Genomic DNA, 20835 nt, shown 5'->3' with positions numbered 1-20835 from the left:
GGAGGAAATAAAATGCCACTATCTAAAGGGTTGGAAAATGTATATGTTGCTGAAACGTCTATTAGCTCAATTATTGATGATATGTTAACATATGTAGGCTATGGAATTGATGATTTAATGGAAAATAATGCTTCTTTTGAAGAAGTGATTTACTTGCTATGGCACTTGCGTTTACCGAACAAAGAGGAATTTAAAAAGTTTAAATTAGAAATTCAAGAAAATATGGCCGTATCAGAAACCATTATCTCGAGCTTAAGAATGCAAAATCATCAAAAATTACATCCCATGAGTGTTTTAAGAACGACGGTTTCGATGTTAGGCGTATTTGATACGGAAGCAGAATTAGATGATGGGGAAGCTGTTTATCGAAAAGGGCTTCGTCTCCAAGCAAAAATGCCGACGATTGTGGCCGCTTTTTCTAGAATTCGTCGTGGGCTGGATCCAATTCCACCGAGAGAAGATTTAAATATGGCAGCAAATTTTCTTTATATGATTACTGGAGAAGAAGCGGACGATTTATCTGTGGAAGCAATGAATAAAGCACTTGTACTCCATGCTGACCATGAATTTAATGCATCCACTTTTACAGCACGAGTTTGTGTGGCAACGCTCTCAGATGTTTATTCAGGAGTAACAGCAGCGATTGGCGCACTTAAAGGTCCGCTTCATGGTGGAGCTAATGAGCGTGTTTTCGATATGTTGGAAGAAATCGATGAAGCAGGCGATGTACGTAAATATATTCAAGAAAAAATTGATACGAAACAAAAAATTATGGGGTTTGGACATCGTGTATATCGTGGTGGAGATCCGCGTGCTGGACATTTGCGTGAGATGTCTCGAAAATTAACTGCAGAAAAAGGCGAGGGAAAATGGTTTGATATTTCGACGCAAGTAGAGGAAGCCGTTTGGGAATTAAAACACTTAAAACCAAATGTCGACTTTTATTCCGCTTCTGTTTACCATGCGCTTGGAATTGATCGTGATTTATTTACGCTTGTTTTCTCTGTGAGCCGCGTGTCTGGTTGGTTAGCACACATTTTTGAACAGTATCGTGATAATCGTCTTATTCGCCCGCGTGCGATTTATGTGGGTCCTGAAAATAGAAGTTATTTGCCAGTAGAAGAACGCATTTAATAAGAAGGAGGAACATTATTTATGAGTCAAAAAATTCAAGTAGAAAACGGTGTATTAAAAACACCAAACAATCCAATTATTCCTTTTATTGAAGGGGACGGTACTGGGCCAGACATTTGGGCAGCCGCTAAACGAGTTCTAGATGCTGCGGTAAAAAAAGCCTACAATGGAGAAAAAGAAATTGCTTGGAAAGAAGTATTAGCTGGTGAAAAAGCCTTTAAACAAACAGGCGAATGGTTGCCACAAGAGACGCTTGATACAATAGATGAGTATTTGATTGCGATTAAAGGACCACTTACAACGCCCATTGGTGGAGGGATTCGTTCACTGAACGTTGCACTTCGTCAAGAGCTAGATTTATATGTCTGCTTACGACCAGTTCGTTATTTCAAAGGAGTTCCGTCTCCTGTCAAACGTCCTGAAGATACGGATATGGTTATTTTCCGCGAGAATACTGAAGATATCTATGCTGGGATCGAGTTTAAAGAAGGTAGCGATGAAGTCAAAAAATTAATCGCTTATTTAAAATCTGAATTCGGTGTGGATAAAATTCGCTTTCCAGAAACTTCTGGTATTGGAATCAAACCAATTTCTAAAGAAGGAACAGAGCGTCTCGTTCGTTCGGCAGTGGAATATGCGATTAAAGAAGGTCGCAAATCATTAACATTAGTCCATAAAGGTAATATCATGAAGTTCACAGAAGGCGCATTTAAAAACTGGGGTTATGATTTATGCGAACGTGAATACAGCGATAAAGTATTCACTTGGAATGAATACGATCGTATTAAAGAAACAGAAGGAGCAAAAGTTGCTGATGCTAAACAAAAAGAAGCAATTGCTGCTGGTAAAATTTTAGTAAAAGATTCAATTGCAGATATTTTCTTACAACAAATTTTAACTAGACCTGCTGAATTCGATGTAGTTGCAACGATGAATTTAAATGGTGATTACATTTCGGATGCGCTTGCTGCTCAAGTTGGCGGAATTGGTATTGCTCCTGGTGCGAACATTAATTACTTAACAGGGCATGCTATTTTTGAAGCAACACATGGTACCGCACCAAAATATGCTGGACTTGATAAAGTGAATCCATCGTCTGTTATTTTATCTGGAACCTTGCTACTTGAACATATCGGTTGGAGCGAGGCGGCTGCGTTAATTAATCATTCTATGGAGAAAACCATTGCAGCTAAAACAGTAACTTATGATTTTGCGCGTTTAATGGACGGGGCAACAGAAGTGAAATGTTCGGAATTTGCGGACGAACTAATAAAAAACTTCTAAATAAAACGGAATTTAATTATAAAAACTAGTTTGTAATTCAAAATTAATAAATAAATATACGGATTTAAAACAAACCATTTAATCTCATTCGGATAAGTGGTTTGTTTTTATGTTACTATGGTAAAATAGACACAAGTGAATGATAATATCGAGGAGGATATCCCTGTGAATAAATTAGTATTAATTGATGGAAATAGTATTGCGAATCGCGCTTTTTATGCGTTGCCGCTTTTAAATAATGACAAAGGTGTTTATACAAATGCGGTGTACGGATTTGCGATGATGCTAATGAATGTATTAGAAAAAGAAAAGCCGAGCCATGTATTAGTTGCATTTGATGCTGGAAAAACAACTTTTCGTCATGCCACATTCAAAGGCTATAAAGGAGGGCGCCAAAAAACACCGAGCGAACTATCAGAACAATTTCCATTTATTCGTGAGCTTTTAACTGCTTATGATATCCCGCAATATGAGTTAGCCAACTACGAAGCGGATGATATTATCGGAACTTTAACAAAAAAAGCAGAAGCAGACGGACTTGAAGTAGCCATCATTACCGGAGATCGAGATTTAACCCAACTTGCTTCTAATAAGACAACGGTCTACATTACGAAAAAAGGCATTGCAGATATGGAGACCAATACACCAGAAACTTTGAAAGAAAAATATAATTTAACCCCTGCGCAAATTATTGATATGAAAGGGTTAATGGGTGATTCATCGGACAACATTCCAGGTATTCCAGGTGTTGGTGAAAAAACAGCCTTAAAACTGTTACATGAATTTGGTGGAAGTGTAGAAAGTGTTTTAGAACATGCCGATGAAATTTCTGGAAAAAAATTAAAAGAAAAAGTATTAGAAAATAAAGAACTAGCGATTTTAAGTAAAGAACTAGCAACTATTAATGTTGACTCGCCGATAGAATATACCATCGAAAACACTAAGTACAACGGTTACCAAACAGATAAAGTCATTCCGTTACTGAAAGAAATGCAGTTTACAACGCTATTAAAAAACATGGAGGGTGATACTCCAGGAGAAACAAAAGAATTAAAAGAATTAACTTTTGAAGTTGTAACAGATTTAACAGAGAAACATTTTGGCGGTAAAACAGCACTTTATGTTGAATTAGAAAATGACAATTACCACACAGCGAATTTCATTGGACTTACGGTTCATTCTAGTAATGGAACTTACTTTTTCACAAAAGAAACAGCAGAAAATAGTTCAGCATTTAAAACGTGGGTGGAAAGTGGAGCTGCCAAAGTTGTTTATGATGCTAAAAAAACAATGGTAGCTATGCACCGCTTGGGATATGCTATTTCAGGAATTACCTTTGATATTATGTTAGCTTCTTATTTGTTGAACCCATCCGACTCCATAGGTGACTTCACAAGTGTAGCTGTTCGTCATGATTATACAGAAGTAGAAACAGATGAAGCGATATACGGAAAAGGTGCGAAACGAAGCACGCCAGAAGAAAGCATTGTTGCCCCGCATCTTGCTAGAAAAGCTGTAGCGGTTGCTGTTTTAGAAAAAGGACTTATTGATGACCTCGAGAAAAATGAACAGCTAGCTTTAATGGAGGATTTGGAGTTACCTTTAACTTTTGTGCTCGCCCAAATGGAAATACAAGGTGTAAGCGTTGATACCAAACGACTAGAAGGTATGAAAGTAGAGCTAGCAAGTCGATTAAAAACATTAGAAGAATCGATTCATTCGCTTGCTGGAGAAGATTTTAATATTAATTCACCGAAACAATTAGGCGTGATTCTTTTTGAAAAACTAGGACTTCCAGCAGTGAAGAAGACTAAAACTGGCTACTCGACTGCCGCAGATGTTCTTGAGAGCTTATCTGGCAGCCATGACATTATTGATGAAATCTTGTTATATCGTCAGCTTGGGAAAATCCAGTCAACCTATATCGAAGGTCTTCTAAAAGTAACTGATAAAGAAACGCACAAAGTCCATACCCGTTTTAACCAAACATTGACACAAACAGGACGTCTTAGCTCGGTAGATCCTAATTTACAAAATATACCTATCCGTTTGGAAGAAGGACGCAAAATCAGACAAGTTTTTGTTCCAAGTCAGCCAGGATGGAAGATATTTTCAGCCGATTATTCGCAAGTAGAATTACGCGTATTAGCACATATTTCGGAAGATGAAAATTTAATTTATGCCTTTAAGCATGATTATGATATCCATACAAAAACAGCAATGGATGTGTTTCATGTGGAGAAAGAAGAAGTAGACTCGTTAATGCGCCGTCAAGCAAAAGCGGTTAACTTTGGTATTGTTTATGGTATTAGTGATTACGGTCTCTCACAAAACCTTGGTATTACAAGAAAAGAAGCGAAAGATTTTATTGATCGTTATTTTGTCAGTTATCCGGCAGTAAAAGAATATATGCAAGATATCGTTCGTTTTGCGAAAGAAAAAGGTTATGTGGAAACCATTTTACACCGTCGTCGATATATTCCGGAAATTGTCAGTCGTAACTTTAATGTTCGCGGCTTTGCAGAAAGAACGGCGATGAATACGCCAATTCAAGGAAGCGCAGCAGATATTATTAAAAAAGCGATGATTTTAATGAATGATCGCTTAGAATCAGAAAAGTTAGAAGCTAAATTATTACTTCAAGTGCACGATGAACTTATTTTTGAAGCACCTGAAGCTGAAATTGCTAAATTAGAAGAAATTGTACCAGATGTGATGGAAAATGCTGTAGAGCTATCTGTACCACTTAAAGTCGATAGTGCCTTCGGAGACACTTGGTACGATGCGAAATAAATAGAGAAACGGGGAGTATATATATGCCAGAAATGCCGGAAGTTGAAAATGTCCGCGCAACCTTACAAAATTTAGTCCCAGGTAAAAAAATTGATCAAGTGATTGTTCGCGTTCCTAAAATGATTAAAAATACTCCGCCAGATGAATTTGTTCATATGCTAGTCGGTCAACAAATTGAAGGAGTGCGCCGCCGAGGCAAATTTTTATTATTTGATTTAACAAATTGCACCATTTTGTCTCATTTACGTATGGAAGGTAAGTTCAGGCTAATGAACGAAACAGACGAAGTGAGTAAACATACCCATATTATTTTTCATTTTGAAGATCACACCGAACTGCGCTTTTTAGATGTACGGAAATTCGGAACGATGGAAGTGACAAATAAATTCGGGGAAGTTGATACAAACTCGATAAAAAAACTCGGACCAGAGCCATTGACTCCTACATTTACGCTAGAGGCTTTCGCAACTGGCGTGAAAAAAACAAGCCGCGCGATAAAAACGGCTTTACTTGATCAAAAATTAGTTGCTGGAATTGGAAATATTTATGCGGATGAGATTTGTTTTGAAGCGAAAGTACGTCCAGAAAGAGCAGCAAATTCGCTTTCTAATAAAGAAATTAAACTTGTATTTGAAGCAACAAAAAGTATTATGACAGAAGCTGTTGCGCTTGGTGGTTCCACTGTACGAACTTATGTGAATTCACAAGGCGAATTAGGGCGCTACCAAGAAAAGTTAAAAGTTTATGGAAGAACAGGCGAACCATGTGTGATTTGCGGGACACCAATAGAAAAAATCAAGCTTAATGGCCGAGGAACGCATTTTTGTCCTAATTGTCAAAAATAGAAAGTTGGTGGAATTATGGGGAAAACAATTGGTTTAACGGGTAGTGTAGCGACGGGAAAGTCCACTGTTAGCAAAATGATTCAAAAAGCTGGAATTCCACTTGTTGATGCCGATATAGCAGCTAGAAAAGTTGTTGAGCCGGGTACAGAAGGTTTGGCAGAAATAGTCGCTTACTTCGGTCAAGAAATTTTACTTGCAGATGGCTCGTTAAATCGGCCAAAGTTAGCAGATATTATTTTTAAAAATGCAGAAAAACGCCAAAAATTAAACGAAATTACCCATCCTCGCGTGAAAGATTATATGTTAGCCGAACGAAAACGCTATTTTGCTGCGGGAGAAAAAGTAGTTTTCTTTGATATTCCGCTTTTATTCGAAAGTCATTTAGAATCACTCGTTGACCAAATAGTTGTTGTTTGGGTGACGCCAGAAACAGAATTAAAACGCTTAATAGAGCGCAATAATTTGACGAAAGAAGCTGCTCTAGACCGAATCAATAGCCAAGTGGGAATTGATGAAAAGGCTGAAAAAGCAGACTTTGTGATTAATAATAATGAGACACTTGAAAAGACAGAAAAACAAGTGGCGGCATTTATTGACGGTTTTGTTAAGAACGAATAGCCACCCTTACTTTCACATGGTATAATGAGGCATACGAATAAACAGACAGAGATGTTATAGGGATAGGAGTGAATTTTTGTGAGATGTCCTACTTGTAAATATAATGGTACACGTGTTGTAGACTCAAGACCGGCAGATGATGGCAATTCTATCAGACGTCGACGTGAATGTGAAAAATGCGGATTTCGTTTTACTACGTTTGAAAAGGTAGAGGAAAGTCCTTTAATAGTTGTAAAGAAAGATGGAGCAAGGGAAGAATTTGCTCGGGAAAAAGTTCGTCGCGGTTTGATTAGAGCATGCGAAAAACGACCAGTGAGCGCTGAACAAATTGAAGAAATTGTCAATGAAGTGGAGCGTGAACTCAGAAACATTGGTGATAGTGAAATTGCATCAGATTTAATCGGTGAAAAAGTGATGAATAAGCTGGCTAATTTAGATGAGGTTGCTTATGTGCGATTCGCTTCGGTTTATCGTCAGTTTAAAGATATTAGTGTTTTTGTAGAGGAATTAAAAGATTTAATGGAAAAAAATAAAGATAGGTGAGTAAATTGACGGAATTCTGGATGGAACTTCAAGCGGTAGACAGTTATCAAGTAAAGGCAAGTGGCATCTTGACTGGCGCTGACAGAAAAATAATGACGATGTTATATCAACCGCTTATGGGGGCGGAATGTCTTGCTTTATACCAAACACTTTTTACCGAAGTAGAGGAAAACAGACTTTGGTCAGAAGCGCATTCCCACGTCCAACTTTTAAATATGCTTGATATTAGTTTAAAAGCGTTATTTGAAGCGAGACTAAAACTTGAAGGCTTAGGTCTTTTAAAAAGTTATGTAAAAACCGAAAATGACATGCGTTTTTATATTTATGAGATTTTACCACCCTTATCTCCAGAAAAATTCTTTTCAGATGGGTTACTAAATATTTATTTATATAGCAAAATTGGCAATGCTCAGTTTCAACGTTTACGCCGCTTCTTTTCTGACGATGCCATTGAAACAACTACATATAGTGAAATTACCAGATCATTTCAAGATGTTTTCGAACCGTTCAAGGGTGGAAGTGTACCAGCCATTGACGAAACTAAGCAAACTTTAGTGGATAAAATCACACCAAAAGAAATCGAATTTGACGACGCCAGTTTTGATTTTAACTTGTTTATGAGTCTATTATCACCAAGCATGATTTCGCGCGAAAAAATAACAAAAGAAGTACGTCAAACCATTTTGAAATTACATGGTATCTATCAAGTATCTGAAAAAGATATGCCGAGTTATTTATATCGTGCACTGGATGCAAGTGGTGACATCGATATTGTTTTCTTGCGTAAAATTGTTCGCGAAGGTTATACGATTGAAAATGGAGCACCACCAAAACTGCAAATGAAACAAGAACAAGTCACGACAGAAGATACAGGCAAGGTTTTAAACGACGAAGAGGCTCTACAAGTATACTTAGAAAGCGTCACACCGTTCCAATTACTTGTTGATATCTCTGACGGAGCAGTGCCAGCTGAAACGGATTTACGTGTCGTCGAAGAAGTAATGAACCAACAAAATTTACCTGTTCCAGTCATGAATGTCTTAATCGAATATGTTATGCTTCGACTTGACCGGAAGTTGGCCAAAAACTACATGATGACTATTGCAGCGCACTGGAAACGCAAAAATATCAAAACCGCCAAAGAAGCAATGGATTTAGCATGGCAAGAACATGAAAAATACAAACGCCTCCAAGAAGAACCAGCCACACCTAAAAACACCAATTACAATCGAAATTACCAAAAAGCAGCTAGAAAAGAAATTTTACCGGATTGGTTTGATAAAGAATCTGTTCCTCCAGCTGATAATAAAATGACAGATAAAGAAAAACAAACGTTAGAAGAACAAGTTCGTGAAATTAAAGAACGACTAAATAAGAGGTAGGTGAAAAAAATGGATAACATCGAAAGAACATTAGGACAGCTTTTTGAAGGGCGCGATTTTGAAAAAGAATATCAAGGATTAAAGGAGCAAGTACTTCATTATCAGCCGATTCAAGAATTTTTCAGAGAGCATAAAGAAGAAATCAACGAACAATTAATAAATCAAAATTTATCTAATTTATATGAATTTATGACGCAGCATAAAAAGTATATGGAGCAAGAAGTTACTTTAATGCCAGGTTATGCACCAAAACTTGTCCTTAACGGAGAGTTCATTACTGTCACCTATTATCCAACAAAAGAAAAAATAGAAGAAGATAAACGTCGTGCTGTGGAGAAGCGAATTCGTTCTCTTTATATGCCAAAGCAAGTTGTAGATGCAAGTTTAAGCGATTTTTATACGGATGAAGAATCGCGACAATTAGCGCTTGTCGAAGCATATCAATTTCTAAATGATTATCCTGCTAAAAACGGGGAGCGTGTGAAGGCTCTCTATATTCATGGTAGCTTTGGAACAGGGAAATCATACTTGCTTGGGGCGATTGCGAAAGAACTTGCTTTAAAAGGTATTTCAACAACATTGGTTTATTTACCAGAATTCATGCGTGAAGTGAAACAATCTATTTCTGACAATACAGTGGGCGAAAAAATCCAGTTTGCGAAAGAAACAGAAGTACTTATGCTAGATGATATTGGGGCAGAGTCAATGACGGCATGGACTCGTGATGAAGTTCTTGGGGCGATTTTACAGTTCCGAATGCAAGAAGAATTACCAACTTTCTTCTCGTCTAATTACAATATGGATCAACTAGAAAATCATTTAATGTTTGCTCAAAACGGAACGGAAGAAAAACTAAAAGCGCGCCGAATCATGGAACGTGTACGCTATTTGTCCAAAGAAGTACAATTAGAAGGCAAAAATCGTCGTTTCTAAAAAATGCTTGCAAATTGCCGTAATCAGGCTTATAATTTGTATTAATATAAAACAAAGTGATGAAAAGGACAACCAATTTAACGGAAAATTCTAGAGAGGAAGGGCTAGCTGGAAACCTTCTATTGGAACTTAAATTTGGACCACCTTGGAACTTCTATTAGGAACGTTTTTACTAGTAATAATAGACGGGGCGCTCCGTTACAAGCGACAAGAGTGAAGTAACTAATACTAGTTATTTCTGAATCTTGGGTGGAACCACGAGCATAAACTCGTCCCTTGACAACAGGAGGGATGGGTTTTTTATTTTGCCCTCCTAACCATTAAAAATAATAAAGGAGAGATTAGTATGAAAATCACATTTCCAGACGGCGCAGTAAAAGAATTTGAGCCTGGCGTTTCAACAGCAGATATCGCTTTTTCCATTAGCCCAGGGTTAAAAAAGAAAGCACTAGCAGGTAAACTTAACGGGGAATTACTTGATTTAGTAACGCCGATTCATGAAGACGGAGCCATCGAAATCGTAACGCCTGATCATGAGGATGCACTCGGTATCTTGCGCCACAGTACAGCTCATTTAATGGCACAAGCACTTAAACGCCTTTATCCAGATGTGAAATTTGGTGTTGGCCCAGCGATTGATTCTGGTTTTTATTATGATATTGATACAGAAGCAGTGATCAGTGATGAATCTTTAGTAGAAATTGAAAAAGAGATGCAAAAAATCGTTCGTGAAAATGTGCCAATTGAACGTGAAGTTGTTTCTCGTGAAGAAGCAATTAAACGTTTTAAAGCAATTGGTGATGAATACAAATTAGAACTAATCGAAGCTATTCCAGCCGATGAAACAGTGACAATTTATACACAAGGTGAATTTTTTGACCTTTGTCGTGGTGTGCATGTTCCTTCTACTGGTAAAATCCAAGTATTCAAATTATTAAGCGTGGCCGGTGCATATTGGCGTGGGGATAGCAATAACAAAATGCTTCAACGTATTTATGGTACAGCGTTCTTTGACAAAAACGGCTTAAAAGAATTTATTCAAATGCAAAAAGAAGCAAAAGAACGTGATCATCGTAAACTTGGTAAAGAGTTAGAACTATTTACTAATAGTATTGAAGTTGGTCAAGGCTTACCACTTTGGTTACCAAAAGGTGCTACTATTCGTCGCGTTATCGAACGTTATATTGTGGATAAAGAAGAACGTCTTGGTTATAACCATGTTTACACTCCGATTATGGCGAATGTCGAGCTGTATAAGACTAGTGGACACTGGGATCATTACCATGAAGACATGTTCCCAACAATGAAAATGGACAATGAAGAACTTGTTTTACGCCCAATGAACTGTCCGCACCATATGATGATTTATAAAAATGATATCCATAGTTACCGCGAGTTACCAATCCGTATCGCTGAACTTGGAATGATGCATCGTTATGAAATGAGTGGGGCGCTTTCAGGACTCCAACGTGTTCGAGGTATGACATTAAATGATGCGCACGTGTTTGTTCGTCCGGATCAAATTAAAGATGAATTTAAACGTGTTGTAGAGCTCATTCTGGAAGTGTATAAAGACTTTGACATTACAGATTACTCCTTCCGTTTAAGCTATCGCGATCCTAAAAATACAGAAAAATATTTCGATGATGACGCCATGTGGGAAAAAGCGCAAACAATGCTTAAATCAGCTATGGACGAAATGGGCATGGATTATTTTGAAGCAGACGGAGAAGCGGCTTTTTATGGTCCTAAACTGGATGTTCAAGTAAAAACAGCTATAGGAAAAGAAGAAACCCTTTCAACAGTTCAACTAGATTTCTTACTTCCAGAACGCTTTGACTTAACTTACATTGGCGAAGATGGTGAAAAACATCGTCCAGTCGTTATTCATCGTGGAGTAGTTTCAACGATGGAACGATTTGTTGCTTATTTAATTGAAGAATACAAAGGGGCTTTTCCAACATGGCTTGCTCCTATACAACTGGAACTGATTCCAGTAAACGCAGATGCTCATTTAGCTTATGCAAAAGGCGTACAAGATAAATTACAACGTGCAGGACTTCGCGCTGAAGTAGATGATCGTAATGAAAAATTAGGCTACAAAATCCGCGAAGCACAAACAAAGAAAATTCCTTATGCATTAGTGCTAGGTGATCAAGAAATGGAATCTGATACTGTAAATGTTCGTCGCTACGGTTCCAAGGATTCTGAAACAATGGATTTAGATGAATTCATTGCACAAGTAGTAGCAGAAGTAAGTAAATATTAAGGGTGAAATACTGTTCCGAAATGGGGCAGTATTTTTACATGGTGCTTTTTTCCTCTTTTTCCGTTATACTAGTAAAAGATAACGAATAGAACAGGATGGAAAATAATGGATGTAAATAATGTAGAACTAATCATAAGCGCCGTTCGACCAGAACAATACCCAGAAACGGACATTCCAGAATATGCGCTTGCCGGCAGATCGAATGTTGGAAAATCATCATTTATTAATACGATGATTCGCCGCAAAAGTATGGCAAGAATTTCACAAAAACCAGGCAAAACACAAACACTAAATTTTTATAAAATTGAAGAAGCGCTTTTCTTTGTAGATGTACCAGGTTACGGTTTCGCAAAAGTTTCTAAAACAGAGCGAGAAAAATGGGGCGTCATGATTGAAACGTATATCACTTCCCGAGAACAGCTTCGTGGCGTCATTCAAATTGTTGACCTGCGACATAAACCAACCGAAGATGATCGAATGATGTATGAATTTCTAAAGTATTATGAAATCCCAGTGATTGTCGTAGCTACCAAAGCAGACAAAATCCCACGGAGTAAATGGCACAAAAATGCCAAAATTGTTCGTGAAACACTTGATTTTGATCCGGATGACAAATTTGTGTTATTTTCCTCAGAAACAAAAATGGGAAAAGACGAAGCGTGGCAATATATCAAAGAAGGAATGGAATAATTGGAAGAGTTGGAATGAAAAATCCAGCTCTTTTTTCCGTTCAAATGCACAAACGGACTATTTGGTGTCCACTTAGAAAAGTGGTAAAATAATGAAGAGTTCAATTTAATTTTAGGAGGATTATCGAATGTTTATTCTCACCATGGGGCTGAATCACCACACAGCACCAATCGACATCCGCGAAAAATTAGTTTTTAAAGAAACAGAAGAAGAAATGGCGCTAGTAACATTATTACAGGAAAAAAGCATCCTCGAAAATGTTATTATTTCGACATGCAATCGAACAGAAATTGTCGCAGTTGTAGATCAATTACATACCGGCAGATACTATTTAAAACGCTTTATGGCAAACTGGTTTCAAATGGAGATGAAAAAAATCGAACCATATTTATTTTTCCATGAAGAATCTCTTGCTGTAAATCACTTATATAAAGTAACAGCGGGGCTTGATTCATTGGTTTTAGGAGAAACACAAATTCTCGGTCAAGTAAAACATGCTTTTGAAATCGCTAAGCAAACTGGGACTACCGGAACACTTTTAAATAAACTTTTCCGTGAAGTAGTTACTTTTGCTAAAAAAGTACATCATTATACAAAAATTAATGAAAATGCTGTTTCTGTTAGCTATGCGGCTGTCGAAGTTGCTAAAAAATTATATGGTACTTTAGAGAATAAAAAGATCGTTCTCGTGGGCGCTGGCGAAATGAGCGAATTAGCGCTACAGAACCTTGCCGGAAGTGGTATTCATGATATCACTGTCATCAACCGAACAAAAATAAAAGGAGAAGCACTTGCAAGTCGTTTTCAAGCAAAAGTAGGTACATATGAAGAAATGAATGCCCACTTACTGTTAGCGGATATTGTTCTCGTCTCAACTAGTGCTTCGGAACCAATTATCAAACATGCTGATATGCATCTTTTAATGGAACAAAAAGCAAGTTCTTTGCTTGTTATTGACATTGGCTTACCACGAAATGTTGAACATGATTGTTCATATATTCCCAATTTCCATCTATATGACATTGATGACTTAGCAGGAGTGGTTACTGCTAATTCTATGGAACGTAAGCGAATTGTCTCCGATTTAGAAGAAACAATTGAGGCAGAAGTTCAAACCTTTTTTGAGTGGGAGAAACAGCTTGGAGTCGTCCCAGTTATTCGCGAGCTCAGAGAAAAAGCTTTAGACATGCAAGAAGTAACCATGTCAAGTCTAGAGAATAAGTTACCTGGTTTAACAGAGCGTGAATATATTCAAATTGGTAAACACATGAAAAGCATCATTAATCAAATGTTGAAACAACCAATATCAGAGTTAAAAGAAATGTCTATAGAAGCCGATGCGGATTTAAGCATTACACATTTCAAACGAATCTTTGGTTTAGAAGGCGTACCAGCACCAGAAAAAGAACAAGCTGAAACGAGGAGTAATACATGAAACGTAAAATAATTGTTGGCTCTAGACGCAGTAAATTAGCACTAACGCAGTCGGGGTGGGTAATAGCAAGATTAAAAGCAAACTATCCATCAATTGATTTTGAAATAAAAGAAATCGTAACAAAAGGAGATCGCATCCTGGATGTCACACTTAGCAAAGTTGGCGGAAAAGGATTATTTGTATCTGAAGTTGAACAAGCTTTAAGTGATGGCTTGATTGATTTTGCTGTACACAGTATGAAGGATATCCCTTCAAGTTTGAAAAAAGGGCTTACGATTGGCGCAATACCAAAGCGTGAATCCGCACTAGATTGTTTCGTTTTTAATACAGTAGCAACTTTTAAAGATTTACCGAAAGGCGCGGTTATCGGGACAAGTAGTTTGAGACGTGCAGCACAAATACTAAGACACCGTCCAGATTTTGTTATTAAACCGATTCGTGGCAACATTGATACACGACTTCAAAAATTACACGCTGAAAATTTTGATGCCATTATCTTAGCGAAAGCAGGCTTAGCACGAATGGGCTGGTTAGAGAATACCACTTTAAAATTAGAAGACATTCCTCCTGAGCTTTGTTTACCAGCTGTCGGTCAAGGTGCGCTTGCAATTGAATGCAGAGAAAGTGACCAACAAATTTGTGATATGCTAGCATCCATTCATCACGAAGAAACAGGTGTTTGTGTGGAGGCGGAACGAGTCTTCTTGAAAAAATTAAATGGTGGTTGTGAAGTTCCAATAGCCGGTTTTGCAACAAAAACAGATGGCATAGTCCACTTTAAAGGGTTAGTTGGAAATTCGGATGGCACTACAATTCTGTCGGCTGAGCAATCAGGAGAAAATCCGGCGACAATTGGCAATCAAGTGGCAGAATCGCTACTTAGTGAAGGTGCCGCTTCGATTATCAATGAGTTGAGAAATTCATGATAAAAAAAATAATTTTGACAAGAGAAGCAAATAAAAATGAAAAATGGCAAACGTATTTTAATCAAAATGGATTTGAAGTAGAACAAGTGCCATTGATTGAAACAAGACCAAAAAATGTTTCTTTTACTTCAATACAACTAGAAGCAGAATGGATTTTCTTTACAAGCGCTAATGCTGTTACGTATTTTTTCGCAAGGCAAAATGTCATCCAACCCTATAAATATGCAGTGATTGGGGAGCAAACAAGAGAAAAATTAGCTGAATATGGTTTTTCTCCGAGTTTTATTCCATCTGTATATCAAACAGAAATTTTTCTTACTGAATGGTTAAATCAATATCCAGAAAAAACGAGTATTTTACTGCCTAAGAGCAATTTAAGCAGAACGGTAATAGAAGAGACACTTAATGAAAAAGGTTATTTTGTTTTCCCGGTCGAATTATATGAAACGATTGTCCCAACAGCGTCAAGGCTAGAATTAATCACTATTTTTGCTCGAGATGAAAAGCAAATCATCATCTTTGCTAGTCCATCTGCTTGGAAGAGCTTCAATGCAGTGGCAAAAAACTTCCCAAACCAAAAAGAAAACTGGCGAATCGCTTCCATCGGTAATGTAACAACAAAAGCAATTGTTACGGACGGATGGGATGTAACTTACCAAGCAGAAACATTCACCATGAAGCACTTAGCTGATTTGATTATACAGGAGGAGTACAAATGAAAAATCAATTTGATAGACATCGTCGTTTAAGAAAAACAAGTGTGATGAGAGATTTAGTTAGAGAAACCATTTTACATACAGATGATTTAATTTATCCTATCTTTGTGAAAGATGGAAAAGAGCCAAAAACAGAAGTGGTTTCTATGCCAGGAGTTTTTCAGTTTCCACTCCATGAATTAAAACAAGAAATTAAGAGCATCCAAAATCTTGGTATTAAAGCTGTTATTTTATTTGGCATTCCAGCAGAAAAAGACGCAATTGGCACGCAAGCTTATCATGATCATGGCATTATCCAAGAAGCAACTCGGCTAATCAAAACTAGTTTTCCTGAAATGCTTGTAGTTGCTGATACTTGTTTGTGCGAATTTACCGATCATGGTCACTGTGGAGTTATTCAAGAGGGAGAAATTTTAAATGATGAATCACTAAAATTACTGCAAAAAACAGCGATCAGTCAAGCTTCGGCAGGGGCAGATATTATTGCTCCCTCTAATATGATGGATGGTTTTGTACAAATTATTCGTGAAGGACTTGATGAGGCAGGCTTTCAAGATATCCCGATTATGTCATATGCTGTGAAATATGCTTCTGCTTTTTATGGCCCATTTCGCGATGCAGCCGGAAGTGCACCACAATTTGGCGATAGAAAGTCTTATCAAATGGATCCAGCTAATAGGGAAGAAGCCCTTCGTGAAGCAATTTCTGATGAGCAGGAAGGAGCAGATTTTTTAATTGTGAAACCTTCCTTGTCTTACCTTGATATTATGCGAGATGTTAAAAATAATACCCGCTTACCAGTTGTAGCCTACAATGTTAGTGGCGAGTATGCAATGGTAAAAGCTGCTGCACAAAATGGTTGGATAGACGAAGAACGTATTGTTTTAGAAATGTTAACAAGTATGAAACGTGCAGGAGCATCACTAATTATCACTTATTTTGCAAAAGATGTGTCTAAATACTTAAATAAATAGGAGGCGAGCAATTTGGGAAACTATCCGAAATCCGAGAAAGCTTTTAAAGAATCGAAAAAAGTCTTACCAGGTGGAGTAAACAGTCCGGTTCGTGCATTCAATTCCGTGGATGCCTCGCCTGTCTTTATGGACCACGGAAAAGGTGCTTATATTTCAGATATTGATGGAAATGATTATATTGACTATGTTTTATCTTGGGGCCCACTAATTTTAGGTCATGCAAATCCTGCTGTTGTCAGTGCAATCACATCAGCCGCGATGAAAGGAACTAGTTTTGGGACACCAACTGAAATTGAAACAGAACTTGCAAAACTAGTTATTGAACGTGTTCCTTCTATTGAAATCGTTCGAATGGTTTCTTCAGGAACAGAAGCAACCATGAGTGCTATTCGATTGGCACGTGGTTATACTAAAAGAGATAAAATTTTAAAGTTTGAAGGTAGCTATCATGGTCACGGCGATTCTTTATTAATTAAAGCTGGTTCAGGCGTCGCAACACTTGGACTACCCGACTCTCCCGGTGTTACAAAAGGACTTGCCGCTGATACTATTACCGTTCCATATAATGATGTTGAAGGGGCAAAACTAGCTTTTGAAAAATTTGGGGAAGAAATTGCTGCTGTAATTGTGGAACCAGTTGCAGGTAACATGGGTGTCGTTCCTCCAATTGAGGGCTTTTTAGAAGGTCTACGAGAACTGACTACCAAATATGGTTCACTGCTTATATTTGATGAAGTAATGACAGGCTTTCGTGTTGATTATTATTCTGCCCAAGGATATTATGTTGTTACACCTGATATCACTTGTTTAGGAAAAGTGATTGGCGGGGGTCTTCCCGTTGGTGCGTATGGAGGCAAGAAAGAAATTATGGAACAAATTGCTCCTGCAGGGTCTATTTATCAAGCTGGAACCTTATCTGGAAATCCGTTAGCGATGAATGCCGGATTTGAAACGGTAAGACAGCTTACGCCACAACACTATGATTATTTCCGAGCGCTAATTAAGCGGATGGAGGAAGGCCTAAAAGAAATTTCCGTTAGAAGAGAGGTTCCACTTGCAATCAACAAAGCTGGTTCGATGTTTGGCTTTTTCTTCACTGATCAAAAAGTTATCAATTTTGATACAGCGAAAACAAGTGATCTAGAATTCTTCAGCAATTATTACCGAGAAATGCTTGTACAAGGAATCTTTTTACCTCCATCGCAATTTGAAGGGGTCTTTATTTCGACAATGCACACAGAAAAAGAAATTGATTTAACGCTAGAAGCTTTTGATTACACGTGTAAAAAACTTCGCGCTAATTGACGAAACTAGGAAGATTTGTTAAAATTATTTTTAGATATAGAACTAAATGCAGTGAAGAGGAAGAGTAAGGGATTTATTTTTTTAAGAGAGAAAGCGGTTGGTGCGAGCTTTCAAAAATAATAACTGAAGGTAGCCTTGGAGCAGTTTTCCTGAAATTCTAGTAGGGAATAACCGGTAGATTTTCTCTATCGTTAACACAATGAAGTGCCTGCATTTTTTCTGTGGGTAAAAAGGTGGTACCGCGAATAATACTCTTTTCGTCCTTTTATTAGGATGAAGAGAGTTTTTTATTTTGCCCAAAAAAGGAGGAATCATTATGACAGAACAAAATGAAATTAATATGCCTACAAAATATGAGCCAAGTAATGTAGAAGCCGGCAAGTATAAATGGTGGTTAGAAAAAGAGTTCTTCAAAGCAGAAGGAAATACCGATAAAAAACCATATAGTATCGTTATTCCACCACCAAATGTAACTGGCAAACTCCATTTAGGACATGCTTGGGATACAACGCTTCAAGACATTATTACTCGTATGAAACGAATGCAAGGATTTGATACGCTATATCTGCCTGGAATGGACCATGCTGGTATCGCAACTCAAGCGAAAGTAGAAGCAAAATTAAAAGAAGATAATATTTCTCGCTATGACTTAGGACGCGATAATTTTATTGAAAAAACATGGGAATGGAAAGAAGAATATGCAGACTTTATTCGCGAACAATGGGAAAAACTTGGTCTTGGTTTAGATTATTCAAGAGAAAGATTTACACTAGACGATGGTTTATCTGATGCAGTGAAAAAAGTATTTGTAAAATTATATAATAAAGGTCTGATTTATCGTGGACAATATATTATAAACTGGGATCCAGAAGCTAAAACAGCTCTTTCTGATATTGAAGTTATTCATAAAGATATTGAAGGAAGTTTTTATCATTTAAAATATCCTTTATCGGATGGTTCTGGTTATTTAGAAGTTGCTACAACTCGTCCAGAAACAATTCCTGGTGATACTGCAGTTGCCGTACATCCAAAAGATGAAAGGTACCAACATTTAATTGGTAAAACTATTATGCTACCTGTTATGAATAGAGAAATTCCAATTGTAGCCGATGAATATGTCGAAAGAGAATTTGGTTCTGGGGCAGTTAAAATCACGCCTGCCCACGATCCAAATGATTTCGAGGTAGGGAATCGTCATGATTTACCTCGGATTATCGTGATGCACGAAGATGGTACAATGAATGAACATGCTGGGAAGTATGATGGATTAGACCGTTTTGTAGCTAGAAAAGCAATTATTCAAGATTTTAAAGATTTAGGTTTATTCATTAAGCAAGAACCGCATCTTCATTCTGTAGGACACTCTGAAAGAACTGGCGCGGTTGTTGAGCCATACCTTTCTTTACAATGGTTTGTGAAAATGGAACCTCTTGCATCTGAAGCACTGGCACTCCAAAAAACGGACGATAAAGTTAATTTTGTTCCAGCGAGATTCGAAAAAACTTATGAAACCTGGATGGATAACATTCATGATTGGTGTATTTCACGCCAATTATGGTGGGGACATAGAATTCCAGCATGGTATCATAAAGAAACTGGAGAGATCTATGTTGGAGAAAAAGCACCAGAAAACATTTCCGATTGGGAGCAAGATGAAGATGTGCTGGATACATGGTTTAGTTCTGCACTATGGCCATTTTCCACTATGGGATGGCCAGACACTGAAAACCCGGATTATAAACATTTCTTCCCAACTAACACATTAGTAACGGGTTATGATATTATCTTTTTCTGGGTTTCAAGAATGATTTTCCAATCAGTGGAATTTACAGGAGAAAGGCCCTTCAAAGATACATTAATTCATGGTTTAGTACGCGATGCAGAAGGTCGTAAAATGTCTAAATCACTTGGTAATGGCGTGGATCCAATTGAAGTTATTGATAAATATGGAGCAGACTCCCTTAGATATACACTTGCTACTGGTTCTTCCCCTGGCCAAGACTTGAAATTTAGTTTTGAAAAAGTAGAATCTACTTGGAACTTCATTAATAAAATTTGGAATGCATCTCGTTTTGTGTTAATGAATTTAAATGATATGAAATTTAACGAAATTGACTTATCCAATGTTACAGAAGTTAGTGATAAATGGATTTTGACACGACTCAATGAAACTATTCAGTCAGTTACTTCTCTAGGCGAAAAATACGAATTCGGTGAAGTAGGAAGAACCCTATATAACTTCATTTGGGATGACTTTTGTGATTGGTATATTGAGATTGCCAAAATTTCATTATATGGCGAAGATGAAGTGGCGAAGCAAACAACTCGCTCTGTACTTGCCTATACATTAAATAACACAATGCGCTTGTTACATCCATTCATGCCTTTCGTAACCGAAGAAATCTGGCAAAACTTACCTCATGAAGGCGAATCTATTACTATTTCTGAATGGCCAAAAGTAAATGAAGAGCAAATGAACTCAAAAGCATCTATGTCTATGCAAATGCTTGTTGAAGTAATTCGCGCTGTGCGGAATATTCGCGCAGAAGTAAATACACCACTAAGCAAAAAAATTGTACTAGAAATGAAACCTAAAAATAACATGTATAAAAAAATTCTTGAACAAAATATTTCTTATATTGAACGCTTTTGTAATCCAGAGCATGTGACAATTTCGTTCAATGTGGCCCCTTCTAAAACCGCAATGACCGCAGTTGTATCGGGTGCAGAAATATTTATCCCGCTTGAAGCGTTAATTGATTTAGAAGTGGAAATTGCCCGTCTTCAAAAAGAATTGGATAAGTGGGACAAGGAAGTAGCAAGGGTACAAGGAAAACTTAATAATGAACGTTTTATTAGTAAGGCTCCTGAAAGCGTAGTTGTGGAAGAACGTATGAAAGAAAAAGACTATCTTGAGAAAAAAGCTTCTGTGCTTGAGCGAATTGAGACATTAAAAGAAGTGTAATAACTAGAATGACCTTATCATGA

Annotated in this window: 16 protein-coding genes and 2 other annotated features; all 16 genes read left to right on the top strand. The window is 37.4% G+C overall.

What is annotated here, in order from left to right; all coding sequences use genetic code 11:
• Nucleotides 1-12 precede the first annotated feature (12 nt).
• Nucleotides 13-1134: a citrate synthase gene (gene citZ, locus CKV67_RS07825; RefSeq protein ID WP_014092923.1), complete on the top strand. Its 1122-nt coding sequence runs from the start codon at nt 13-15 to the stop codon at nt 1132-1134.
• A 21-nt stretch (nt 1135-1155) separates the two neighbouring features.
• The gene (icd, locus tag CKV67_RS07820) at nt 1156-2418 is read left to right on the top strand and encodes an NADP-dependent isocitrate dehydrogenase (RefSeq protein ID WP_014092922.1); all 1263 of its coding nucleotides are present in this window, start codon (nt 1156-1158) and stop codon (nt 2416-2418) included.
• A gap of 165 nt (nt 2419-2583) precedes the next feature.
• On the top strand, nt 2584-5211 hold the full coding sequence (polA, locus tag CKV67_RS07815; protein WP_014092921.1) for a DNA polymerase I: 2628 nt from the start codon (nt 2584-2586) through the stop codon (nt 5209-5211).
• Nucleotides 5212-5234: 23 nt separating this feature from the next.
• Complete coding sequence (gene mutM, locus CKV67_RS07810) at nt 5235-6056, top strand: DNA-formamidopyrimidine glycosylase (RefSeq protein ID WP_014092920.1); 822 nt, start codon at nt 5235-5237, stop codon at nt 6054-6056.
• A 15-nt stretch (nt 6057-6071) separates the two neighbouring features.
• Nucleotides 6072-6674, top strand: coding sequence for a dephospho-CoA kinase (gene coaE / locus CKV67_RS07805; protein WP_014092919.1), 603 nt, complete (start codon nt 6072-6074; stop codon nt 6672-6674).
• Between the two features lie 78 nt (nt 6675-6752).
• Nucleotides 6753-7217: a transcriptional regulator NrdR gene (nrdR, locus tag CKV67_RS07800; protein WP_003719855.1), complete on the top strand. Its 465-nt coding sequence runs from the start codon at nt 6753-6755 to the stop codon at nt 7215-7217.
• Between the two features lie 5 nt (nt 7218-7222).
• Nucleotides 7223-8599, top strand: coding sequence for a replication initiation and membrane attachment family protein (locus CKV67_RS07795; protein ID WP_014092918.1), 1377 nt, complete (start codon nt 7223-7225; stop codon nt 8597-8599).
• Nucleotides 8600-8608: 9 nt separating this feature from the next.
• Nucleotides 8609-9532, top strand: a complete 924-nt coding sequence (gene dnaI, locus CKV67_RS07790; RefSeq protein WP_014092917.1) for a primosomal protein DnaI — start codon at nt 8609-8611, stop codon at nt 9530-9532.
• 50 nt (nt 9533-9582) lie between these two features.
• Nucleotides 9583-9812, top strand: a binding site (T-box leader).
• A 66-nt stretch (nt 9813-9878) separates the two neighbouring features.
• Nucleotides 9879-11801, top strand: a complete 1923-nt coding sequence (gene thrS, locus CKV67_RS07785) for a threonine--tRNA ligase (protein WP_014092916.1) — start codon at nt 9879-9881, stop codon at nt 11799-11801.
• A gap of 105 nt (nt 11802-11906) precedes the next feature.
• A complete protein-coding gene (yihA, locus tag CKV67_RS07780; protein ID WP_003719852.1) occupies nt 11907-12491 on the top strand; it encodes a ribosome biogenesis GTP-binding protein YihA/YsxC in 585 nt (194 codons plus the stop codon).
• Nucleotides 12492-12618: 127 nt separating this feature from the next.
• Complete coding sequence (gene hemA, locus CKV67_RS07775; protein ID WP_014092915.1) at nt 12619-13926, top strand: glutamyl-tRNA reductase; 1308 nt, start codon at nt 12619-12621, stop codon at nt 13924-13926.
• Nucleotides 13923-14852 (top strand): hydroxymethylbilane synthase, encoded by a 930-nt coding sequence (hemC, locus tag CKV67_RS07770; RefSeq protein ID WP_014092914.1) that lies wholly within the window; start codon nt 13923-13925, stop codon nt 14850-14852. The genes hemA and hemC overlap by 4 nt, the downstream gene beginning before the upstream one ends.
• Nucleotides 14849-15571 (top strand): uroporphyrinogen-III synthase, encoded by a 723-nt coding sequence (locus CKV67_RS07765; RefSeq protein WP_014092913.1) that lies wholly within the window; start codon nt 14849-14851, stop codon nt 15569-15571. Before hemC ends, CKV67_RS07765 begins: the two co-directional genes overlap by 4 nt.
• Entirely contained in the window at nt 15568-16542 is a 975-nt protein-coding gene (gene hemB / locus CKV67_RS07760; RefSeq protein ID WP_014092912.1) for a porphobilinogen synthase, read from the top strand. Before CKV67_RS07765 ends, hemB begins: the two co-directional genes overlap by 4 nt.
• Nucleotides 16543-16554: 12 nt before the next feature.
• Complete coding sequence (gene hemL, locus CKV67_RS07755; protein WP_014092911.1) at nt 16555-17847, top strand: glutamate-1-semialdehyde 2,1-aminomutase; 1293 nt, start codon at nt 16555-16557, stop codon at nt 17845-17847.
• Nucleotides 17848-17889: 42 nt separating this feature from the next.
• Nucleotides 17890-18115, top strand: a binding site (T-box leader).
• Nucleotides 18116-18160: 45 nt separating this feature from the next.
• On the top strand, nt 18161-20812 hold the full coding sequence (locus CKV67_RS07750) for a valine--tRNA ligase (RefSeq protein ID WP_025279955.1): 2652 nt from the start codon (nt 18161-18163) through the stop codon (nt 20810-20812).
• Nucleotides 20813-20835: the final 23 nt, after the last annotated feature.

This window comes from Listeria ivanovii subsp. ivanovii (genome assembly GCF_900187025.1).
GTDB lineage: Bacteria > Bacillota > Bacilli > Lactobacillales > Listeriaceae > Listeria > Listeria ivanovii.
The sequence above is the reverse complement of the archived record's forward strand: the minus strand, read 5'-3'. Positions and strand labels throughout refer to the sequence as shown.